At 74.5% G+C, this 9,320-nt stretch carries 9 protein-coding genes; 2 read left to right on the top strand and 7 right to left on the bottom strand.

The window, feature by feature from the left end; genetic code table 11:
* Nucleotides 1-1,045: hypothetical protein (locus OF117_RS08785; protein ID WP_411969434.1), on the bottom strand; the 1,045-nt coding region annotated here is incomplete at its 3' end.
* 140 nt (nucleotides 1,046-1,185) lie between these two features.
* On the opposite strand from OF117_RS08785, the gene OF117_RS08780 reads away from it, so the two are divergent.
* Entirely contained in the window at nucleotides 1,186-2,157 is a 972-nt protein-coding gene (locus OF117_RS08780; RefSeq protein WP_263552452.1) for a 4-hydroxy-3-methylbut-2-enyl diphosphate reductase, read from the top strand.
* Between the two features lie 32 nt (nucleotides 2,158-2,189).
* Here the strand turns inward: OF117_RS08780 and OF117_RS08775 are convergent, their stop codons facing one another.
* The 4 genes from OF117_RS08775 to OF117_RS08760 all read right to left on the bottom strand — a co-directional run bounded on the left by OF117_RS08775 (nucleotide 2,190) and on the right by OF117_RS08760 (nucleotide 6,286).
* Nucleotides 2,190-2,687 carry a hypothetical protein gene (locus OF117_RS08775; RefSeq protein ID WP_263552451.1) on the bottom strand — a complete coding sequence of 166 codons (498 nt, stop codon included), beginning with the start codon at nucleotides 2,685-2,687 and terminating at the stop codon, nucleotides 2,190-2,192.
* Between the two features lie 159 nt (nucleotides 2,688-2,846).
* Nucleotides 2,847-4,061 (bottom strand): DNA recombination protein RmuC, encoded by a 1,215-nt coding sequence (locus OF117_RS08770; protein ID WP_263552450.1) that lies wholly within the window; start codon nucleotides 4,059-4,061, stop codon nucleotides 2,847-2,849.
* 171 nt (nucleotides 4,062-4,232) lie between these two features.
* Nucleotides 4,233-4,787, bottom strand: a complete 555-nt coding sequence (locus OF117_RS08765; protein ID WP_263552449.1) for a methylated-DNA--[protein]-cysteine S-methyltransferase — start codon at nucleotides 4,785-4,787, stop codon at nucleotides 4,233-4,235.
* Nucleotides 4,787-6,286, bottom strand: a complete 1,500-nt coding sequence (locus OF117_RS08760; RefSeq protein ID WP_318014230.1) for an AlkA N-terminal domain-containing protein — start codon at nucleotides 6,284-6,286, stop codon at nucleotides 4,787-4,789. Before OF117_RS08760 ends, OF117_RS08765 begins: the two co-directional genes overlap by 1 nt.
* Nucleotides 6,287-6,511: 225 nt before the next feature.
* Here OF117_RS08760 and ychF point away from each other — a divergent pair, with 225 nt between their 5' ends.
* On the top strand, nucleotides 6,512-7,585 hold the full coding sequence (gene ychF / locus OF117_RS08755; protein WP_263552447.1) for a redox-regulated ATPase YchF: 1,074 nt from the start codon (nucleotides 6,512-6,514) through the stop codon (nucleotides 7,583-7,585).
* Between the two features lie 20 nt (nucleotides 7,586-7,605).
* Here ychF and OF117_RS08750 read toward each other — a convergent pair whose 3' ends face one another.
* On the bottom strand, nucleotides 7,606-8,721 hold the full coding sequence (locus tag OF117_RS08750) for a tyrosine-type recombinase/integrase (protein ID WP_263552446.1): 1,116 nt from the start codon (nucleotides 8,719-8,721) through the stop codon (nucleotides 7,606-7,608).
* Nucleotides 8,708-9,259, bottom strand: a complete 552-nt coding sequence (locus OF117_RS08745) for a hypothetical protein (protein WP_263552445.1) — start codon at nucleotides 9,257-9,259, stop codon at nucleotides 8,708-8,710. The genes OF117_RS08750 and OF117_RS08745 overlap by 14 nt, the downstream gene beginning before the upstream one ends.
* Nucleotides 9,260-9,320 lie beyond the last annotated feature (61 nt).

Genomic DNA, 9,320 nt, shown 5'->3' with positions numbered 1-9,320 from the left:
CACCGCCCTCGGGCGCCGCCGCGCCACCGGGCGCGGGAGTCGCCTCACCGGCCGGCGGGGCGGGTTCCGCCTCACCGGCCACCGGGGCGCTGCCGGCCGCCTCGTCGACGGCGGCCTCCGCCGCGGTGACCGACTCCCCGCCCGGCGCGCCGGCCGCCTCCCCGACCGGTGCGCCGCCGGTCTCCCCGGTGGTCGTGCCAGCTGTCGAGTCGGGCTGCGGGCCGCCGGCGGCGTCGGCCGGCGGTGCCGGCTGCTGCGCGGCCTCGGCCCCGGCGGGGGACTCGGCCGGCTCCTCGACGGCGGCGACGATGCCTTCCTCGGTGACCACGCCCTGGGCGACGTCCACCTGCCCGTCGGGGCCGGGGACGTCGACCGGCAGGGCTTCCGCGACGTCGGAGCTCCGGGCCGCCGCGGTGTCCGCGGCCCGGGTCTCGTCGGTGGTCCCGGTCTCGTCGGTGGTCCCGGTCTCGTCGGTGGTCCCGGTCTCATCGGTGGTCGCGGTGGCGGCGTCGGTCTCGAGGAGCGCGTTCTCCAGCGCGTCGGGCTCGGGGGTGATCGCCTCGGACTCCAGTGCGCGGTCGTCGACCATCTCGTCGATGGCCAGCTCGTCGAGCGCCTCCTCCGCACCGGCGAGCTCGTCGGCCAGGGTGACCGCGGCGTCGGCCCCCGGCTCTCCCGGGAGCGGCTCGAGGGCGGCCTCGTCGAGGGTGTCGCCCGGCAGCGGGCCGGTCGCGCGGTCGAAGGGGGAGTCGCGGAAGCCCGGCGGCGTCTTCGCGGGCGCCGGGGCGGGCTGCTCGGTCTCGACCTCGTCGTCGAAGGTCGCCAGGCCCGGCTCCTGGTCGCCCCGCAGGCCGGTGAAGAGCTCGTCCCCACGGGCCACCAGGCCTGCGTACCCCTGCTGCAGCTTCATCGTGGCCTGCATGGCCAGGCCGATCACCCGCAGCGGCAGGCTCGGGAGGGTGCCGGGCAGCTTGCGCGTCTCGTCCAGCACCGTGGCGGCGAGACCGGCGACGGCCCGGACGGGTTCGGGGATCTCACGGGACATGCCGACAGGGTGCCCCAGAACATCCGCCCCGGCAGCCCGGTCGTGCCCCGTGCACCCGAGTGGGCGGGGTGGGCTCCGTCACGCCGGGGGTGCCCGTCCGCGGGCACCGGCCCGCCCGGGGTCGCACCTACCATGGGCGCATGGTTGATCAGCGCGGACGCGTCCTGCTGGCCGATCCCCGGGGCTACTGCGCCGGCGTCGACCGGGCGGTGGTGGCCGTCGAGCGGGCACTGGAGATCCACGGCGCCCCCGTCTACGTCCGCAAGCAGATCGTCCACAACAAGCACGTGGTGGCGACGCTGGAGCGCCGCGGAGCGGTCTTCGTCGAGGAGACCACCGAGGTGCCGGAGGGCTCGGTCGTGGTGTTCAGCGCCCACGGCGTCTCCCCGGCGGTGCACGCCGAGGCCGCCGAACGGCAGCTGCGCACCATCGACGCGACCTGCCCGCTGGTCAGCAAGGTGCACTCGGAGGCCAAGCGCTTCGCCAAGGACGACTACGACATCCTGCTGATCGGCCACCGCGGCCACGAGGAGGTCGAGGGCACCTCCGGCGAGGCACCCGAGCACATCCAGCTCGTCGACAGCGCCGACGACGTCGACGCCGTGCAGGTGCGCGATCCCGAGAAGGTCGTGTGGCTGTCGCAGACCACGCTCTCGGTCGACGAGACGCTGGCCACCGTCGACCGGCTGCGCACCCGTTTCCCGCTGCTGCAGTCGCCGCCGAGCGACGACATCTGCTACGCGACGCAGAACCGGCAGCAGGCCGTCAAGCAGATGGCCGCCGAGTGCGACCTCGTGCTGGTCGTCGGCTCGACCAACTCGTCGAACTCGGTCCGCCTGGTGGAGGTGGCACTCGAGGCCGGCGCCCGCGCCGCGTTCCTCATCGACTACGCCGCCGAGATCGACCCGGCCTGGCTGGCGGGCGTGACGACCGTCGGCGTCACCAGCGGCGCCTCGGTGCCGGAGATCCTGGTCAGCGAGGTGCTCGACTGGCTGGCCGGCCGCGGGTACGCCGACGTCGAGACGGTCAAGGCCGCCGAGGAGCGGCTGGTCTTCGCGCTGCCCCACGAGCTGCGCGAGCGGCGGCGGGAGCGCGCCGTCCCGGCGGACTGATCCCGGCCGGGAGAGCTCGGCCGCCCGGAGGATCAGGCCGAGGGTTCGACGACGTCCGCGTCGAGCCACGCCTCTCCCGCGTGCTCGGTGTGCCGATCGTCGTCCAGGTCGCGGTCGAGAGCCGCCTCGACGGCCGCGACGTCGAACTCGTCCTGCGGCGTGGCCGCGACCACCACCCGTGTTCCGGCCTGCAGCCCGGCGACCTCCTCGTCGGCGACGACCAGCAGCCGCGGCACGTCGCCGCCCTCGGGCGCGGTGATGGTGAAGGACACCGGCGAGAGCACCTCGGCGGCGAGCGTGACCTCGTGGCCGGCCCAGGCCTCGACGTCCTCGGCGAACTCCGCGTCGTACTGCCCGCTGTAGGGATCGGCGAGGTCGTCGGGCCCGCGCACGTCGGGCACGTCCGCGGTGGCGGCCGGCTCGTACGGCTCCGAGTAGCTGCAGCCGGTCAGGACGGCGGCGGACAGGGCGGCGGCGGACAGGGCGGCGAGGCCCGGGACGGTCAGGAGTCCGGTCGGTCGGCGGTGCATGGGTCCCTCCTGGTGTGGGGGGTCGGGCGTGCACGGAGGGGCTTTGCCGCGGCTTCGACGGGCGATGCCGGCCGTCACGGAGCCGCAACCGGACCGTCAGGTACGCGGAGTCCGGTTCGTCCTCCGGTGACGAGTTCCGGCGCTGCCCGGCGCGCGGTGTCAGCCGGCCGTGCCGTCCCGCTCCCCGAACAGGTCCGGATCGTCGAACGCCGACCCGACCGACCCGACCGGTCCCGCCCAGCCCGGCGATCCGGCCGTACCGGCCCAGCCGGTCGGCCCGGACGAGGCGCCGAGTGCGCGGAGGAGGTCGCCGTCCTCGTCGCCGTGGGCGGAGTGGGAGCCGGGCGCGGGCGGGCGCAGCGCGCGGACCGTGGCCTCCAGCGGCTCGGGCTCGGGCAGCGGCGCTCCGCCGACGCCGAGCTCGTCGAACCGGCGGGCCGCGCCCAGCACCGACCGCTCGTACGAGCCGACCGTCTCGTTGTAGCGGCCGACGGCCGAACCCAGCGCCGAGCCCAGCCGGGTGAGGTGGCCCGACAGGGTGCTCAACCGGGCGTGCAGCCGCCGACCCACCTCGATGACCTGGTCGGCGTCGCGGGCCAGCCGCTCCTGCCGCCACGAGTAGGCCACCGTGCGCAGCAGGGCGAGCAGCGTGCTCGGCGTGGCCAGCACGACGTCGCGGGAGAAGCCGTGCTCCAGCAGCCCTGGGTCGGCCTCGAGTGCGGTGGTGAGGAAGCCGTCGGAGGGCACGAACAGCACGGTGAACGGCGCCGCCGGCCGGAACGCCGTCGGGTACGCGCGCGTGGCCAGCGCGTCGACGTGCGCGCGGAGCTGGCGGGCATGGGCGGCCACCCGCTGGGCGCGGACCGCCTCGTCCGGGGCCTGCACCGCCTCGATGTACCCGATGAACGGCACCTTCGCGTCGACCACCACCTGGCGGCCGTCGGCCAGGGTGACCACCAGATCCGGCCGCACACCGGCACCGCCGTCGTTGGTACCGGCCGGCTGCTCGACGAAGTCGCAGTGCTCGACCAGACCCGCCACCTCGACCACCCGGCGCAGCTGCAGCTCGCCCCACCGCCCGCGCACGTGCGGGGTGCGCAGCGCGGTGACCAGGGCCGCCGTCTCCTGCCGCAGCAGCGTCGACGCCTGGCCCACCGTGCCCATCTGCTCGCGCAGCTCACCGTGCGCGGTGGCCCGCTCGCGCTCCATGCCGGCGATCAACCGGTGCAGGTGGTCGAGCGACTCGTGCACCGGCTCCAGGGCGTCGCCGTCGTCGGGCCGGCGCCGGCCGACGAGCGCGACCGCCCCGAGCGTCGCGGCGGTGGCGAGCAGGGCACCGAGCAGGAGTCCGGTGAGCAGGGAAGCGGCGTCCACGAGCAGGCAGGGTGCCGCACCGCACCGACAGAACGTCGCACCCGCCGCCGGTGTCCGAGGCATAGGAAGCTCTGCCTGCGTCGGCGGCTCCGACATGGGGGGCAAAGCTTCCTATGCCTCAGGTGGGCGGCGGGCGTCTGCCCCGGGACGAGGCGGGCGCCGCGGTACCGGTCAGGCCGGGACGGCGGCGTGCTCCGCCTCGTGGTCGAGCAGCCAGCGCTTGACCGGCGTGCCCCAGCGGAAGCCGCCCAGGCCGCCGTCCGAGCCGAGCACCCGGTGGCAGGGCACGAACAGCGCCGCCGCGTTGCGGGCGCAGGCCTGCGCCGCCGCGCGGACGGCGGCCGGCCGACCGCAGCGCGCGGCGAAGGCGGCGTAGGAGTCCGGTCGTCCCGCGGGCACGGTGCGCAGCACGGACCAGGCCTCGCTCAGGAACGGCCCCGACAGCTGCCGCACCTCGACCGCGTCGATGGCCGCCAGGTCGCCGGCCACGTACTTCTCGACGGCGGTGAGCGCCTCGGGCCGGTCGCCGGCGGAGACGGCGTCCGGTCGCAGCGACCGGTGGACGAGCGGCAGCAGGTCGCCGATGTCGGCGGTCCAGCCGCTGGCCAGGACCAGCTCGGCGCCGTCGTGGGCCCGGGTGGTGACGACGGTGAACGGTCCCGGCGGGGTGGTCGTGGTGGCGTACCAGGCTGTGGTGGGGGACGTGGTGGGGGACGCAGCAGGCATCAGGCGCTCCTCGGGAGGGGTCCGCGGGTGCGGGGTGCGGGCGGGCGGGTGAAGAGGGACGGTGCGGCGACCGACCACAGGTGCAGGACGGCGTAGGACCGCCACGGTCGCCAGCGGTCGGCGTCGGCGTCGCAGCCGCCGAGGGCGGCGAGCGCCCGGCGCACGGCCAGGTCGCCGGGCAGCCAGACGTCGGGGTCGGCCAGGCCGCGGAGGCCGACGAGCGCCGCCGTCCACGGGCCGACGCCGGGGACGGCGAGCAGCGCGCGGCGCGCCTCGGCGCGGTCGGCGCCGGGGTCGAGCGGCACCGAGCCGTCCACGAGCGCGGCGGCGAGCGTGTGCACCGTGCTGCGCCGCGTGCCGGTCAGCCCGACGGCGGACAGGTCGGCGTCGGCCAGCGCCTCGGGCCGGGGGAAGGCGTGGGTCAGCGCGCCGACCGGCTCGGGGAGCGGTGTGCCGGCGGCGGTGAGCACCCGGGCGGTCAGCGTGCGGGCGCCGGCCACCGACACCTGCTGACCGAGGACCGCCCGGACGGCGAGCTCGGCGGCGTCGGGGGAGGCGGGCACCCGCCGTCCAGGTGCGGCGGCGACCAGCGGCGCAAGCGCGGGGTCGACACCCAGCACGTCGTCGACGGCGGCCGGGTCGGCGTCCAGGTCGAGCATCCGGCGGCAGCGGCTCACCGCCGTCCCGAGGTCGCGCAGGGCCGTCAGGTGCAACCGGGCGGTGACCGCGGAGCCGCCGTCCGGGGCCGGGGACAGCCGGACGACCGCCGGGCCGTGCGGTAGGTCCAGCACGCGGGAGAACGTCGTCCCGTCCCACTCCTCGAGGCCGGGGACGGCGTGGAGGCCCAGGAACAGCAGCACCTCGTCGGCCGCGAACGGTGGCCGCGCGGCCAGCCGCAGGGTCAGCCAGCCGGGCGGCCCGCCGTCGGTACCGCGGCGTGCGCCGCGCAGCCCGGACGGTGTGGTCGCGTAGATCTCGCGGACGGTGTCGTTGAACTGCCGGATGCTGGCGAAACCGGCCGCGAACGCGACGTCGGCGATGGGCAGGTCGGTGGTCTCCACCAGCAGACGCGCCGTGTGCGCCCGCTGGGCGCGGGCCAGCGACAGCGCGCCGACGCCGAGCTCGCCGACCAGGTGCCGGTGCAGCTGCCGCTCGGAGTAGCCCAGCCGCGCGGCCAGGCCCGGGACGCCCGAGCGCTCGACCTCGCCGTCCGCGATGAGCCGCATGGCCCGGGCGACGACGTCGGCCCGGACGTCCCACTCCGGCGAGCCGGGGACGGCGTCCGGCCGGCAGCGCCGGCAGGCGCGGAAGCCGGCGGCCTGCGCGCCCGCGGCGGTGGCGAAGAAGGAGACGTTGCGGGCCAGCGGCGTCCGCGCGGGGCACGACGGGCGGCAGTAGATGCCGGTGGTGTGCACGCCGGTGACGAACCAGCCGTCGAAGCGCACGTCGCGGCTGGCCACCGCGCGGTAGCAGCGGTCGTGGTCGAGGGAGGCCGTCACGGCGTCGAGCATGCCAGCGGCAGGAGCCCCAGACTGGCGGATTCCGGACATCGCGGAGGCGCCTCGGGGGTCGGGCCGCCGACCTCCGTACGCCCGGCACGAGCGACGCCCCGCTCTTGCGGTGCTGCGCCCACGTCCGCGGTGTTGCGGGACCGCGGGAGCGAGCGGAACGCCGCAAGAGCCGGGCCGTCGGACGGTGGCCCGCCGTCCGTACGCTGGACTCCCGTGAGTCTCACCATCGGCATCGTCGGGCTGCCCAACGTCGGCAAGTCGACGCTGTTCAACGCGCTGACCAAGAACGACGTGCTGGCGGCGAACTACCCGTTCGCGACGATCGAGCCGAACGTCGGCGTCGTCGGCGTGCCCGACGGGCGGCTGGCCAGGCTCGGGGAGCTGTTCGGCAGCCAGAAGGTCGTGCCGGCGACGGTGTCATTCGTCGACATCGCCGGCATCGTGAAGGGTGCGAGCGAGGGTGCCGGGCTGGGCAACAAGTTCCTGGCGAACATCCGCGAGAGCGACGCGATCTGCCAGGTGATCCGGGTGTTCGACGACCCCGACGTGGTGCACGTCGAGGGCACGGTCGACCCGGCGGACGACATCGAGACGATCAACACCGAGCTGGTGCTGGCCGACCTGCAGACGCTGGAAAAGGCGATCCCGCGGCTGGAGAAGGAATCGCGGAAGGACAAGGAGAAATCCGCCGTCCTGGCCGCCGCGGTGACCGCCCAGGAGGTGCTGAACAGCGGGCGGACGCTGTACGCCGCCGGGGTCGACCGCGAGCCGCTGCGCGAGCTGTCGCTGCTGACCACCAAGCCGTTCCTCTACGTGTTCAACGTCGACGAGGAGGAGCTGGCCAACGAGGAGCTGATCGCCTCGCTGCGGAAGCTGGTCGCGCCGGCCGAGGCGATCGTGCTCGACGCCAAGGTCGAGGCCGAGCTCGCCGAGCTGCCCGACGAGGAGGCGGCCGAGCTGCTGGCCGCCGTCGGTCAGGACGAGCCGGGCCTGCACCAGCTGGCCCGGGTCGGCTTCGCCACCCTCGGCCTGCAGACCTACCTGACGGCAGGTCCCAAGGAGGCGCGCGCCTGGACGATCCCGATCGGCGCCACGGCTCCGCAGGCGGCCGGGGTGATCCACACCGACTTCCAGCGCGGCTTCATCAAGGCCGAGATCGTGTCGTACGACCAGTTGATGGAGGCCGGATCGATGGCCGAGGCCAAGGCCCGCGGCTGGGTGCGCATCGAGGGCAAGGACTACGTCATGGCGGACGGCGACGTCGTGGAGTTCCGCTTCAACGTGTAACTCCTCTCTGTCTTCGCAGGTCAGCCGCTTGCGGCCTGCTCCGATGGCACGGTGATGGCGCACCACGCCTCGTCGATGGCCCGCCGGGTGCGCTCCTCCGAGTCGGGCATCAGGTGTCCGTACGTCGACAGCACGAGAGCCGCGTTCTCATGGCCCAGGCGCTCGGCGACCGCGACGACGGACTCGCCGGCGGCCAGCAGGACCGAGGCGAAGTGGTGCCGGAGGTCGTGGCTGGTGGTCCCCGCGGGTAGCCCGGCGCGCTCTACTGCCGACGCTAAGATCATCGACCCGTAGTAGTCGTGTCGGTACACGGCGCCGGTGGTCGTGGTGAACAGCGACCCATCCGCGCCCGGCGGGAACTGATGGATGTGGGCGGCTAGCGCGTCGGCGACGACTTGGGGGAGAGGGAGCGTCCTCCGCGATCGAGGGGTCTTCGGCTCTGACCGCATCTTGCTGCCCGGTGCGATCTGCCACTCGACCCGCACGGTGCGCCGCAGAAAGTCGACGTCCTCAAGCCGCAGTGACAGCAGCTCGCCGATGCGGAGGCCCAGGCCGGCCTGTGTCAGGACCATCGCCCGGTTCCTCGCTGGCATCGCATCGGCGAGTGCCTGCACCTGCGCCACGGTCAGCGGCACGACGCGAGCACGTTCATGCCGAGGAAGTGCCACACGGACGACCGGCGAGGACGCCGCCAGCCGGTCCAGTACCGCGCTGGCGTAGATCGACCGCAGCAGTGAGACGAGATTCCGCAGCGTCGACGGCGCGAGCACATGCGCCCGGTCGCTGGCCCAGGTCTGCACCTCCGACGGCCGCACCGCCGAGAGCCGACGATCGCCGAGCCTCGTCCCCGCGATGTGCGTCTCAATCAGGCTGGACACCCGGCGAGCCGTCGTTGGACGGTGCGGCCGGGCTGCCGCCCATGCACGGGCGTACTCCGCAACCGTCGTACGGTCGGAGTGATCGACGTACTGACCGCGCAGCTTGTCGGCCTCGACGGTCGCGGCGAACCGGTCGGCGTCACCCTTCTTCGCGAACGTCTTCTTCCGCTGGCGCCCGTCCGGGTCGCGGAACCGGACGTCGTAGACCTTCGTCCCGCGGCCGTTCCGCCGCGTCACCCGGGATTCAACGCTGGCCACGGACTGCCTCCTCGATCCGGTAGTGATCTTCGACGAGGACCCGACGCCGCCGGGCGGTGGCCAGCCACCGGGAGGAGGTGGCGCGCGGCATCCCGTAGTCGTTCAGCAGGACGCCGGACGGCTTGCCGCCGGCCGCCTGGACGATCGCGTAGAGCCGCGCGAACTGATCAAGTGCCTCGTCGGTCATGCCCGACTTCGCGAAGTCGGGCGGCGGTAAGGGGCCGACCTGGCCCCACCCCCGGTCGGTTGGCTCACGGACCAGCCCCAGTTCCAGCGCCGCCAGCCGCACGTAGCTCGCCACCGGTATGCGCCGCAGGTCTTCGGTGCTGATGCCCGGCGCGTCCTCGGACAGGCGCTGGGCGGCCACGCGGGTGCAGGACAGCCGGCCGTCGATCACGTCGAGGTCCATGACCACCTCGAAGTTCAACGGGTCCTTGTCCTCGTCGTCCGGGGTGAGCGTCACCGTTGCGGGCGTCGCCGACAGCCGACCCCCGTACAGGATCCAGCCGTCGGGGGGGCCCTCGATCGCCATGAGCACGTTAGGCATGGGAGCCATGTGACACCACGACGGTACATCCCGTCAACTTGCACCACCACGC

Source organism: Geodermatophilus sp. YIM 151500 (assembly GCF_025716945.1).
Taxonomy (GTDB): Bacteria; Actinomycetota; Actinomycetes; order Mycobacteriales; family Geodermatophilaceae; genus YIM-151500.
The sequence above is the reverse complement of the archived record's forward strand: the minus strand, read 5'-3'. Positions and strand labels throughout refer to the sequence as shown.

Excerpts from the sequence above, each read along its gene's own strand:
- OF117_RS08775 (WP_263552451.1), bottom strand. The coding sequence starts at position 2,687 with ATGCACCGCCGACCGACCGGACTCCTGACCGTCCCGGGCCTCGCCGCC.
- OF117_RS08765 (WP_263552449.1), bottom strand. The coding sequence starts at position 4,787 with ATGCCTGCTGCGTCCCCCACCACGTCCCCCACCACAGCCTGGTACGCC.
- OF117_RS08780 (WP_263552452.1), top strand. The coding sequence starts at position 1,186 with ATGGTTGATCAGCGCGGACGCGTCCTGCTGGCCGATCCCCGGGGCTAC.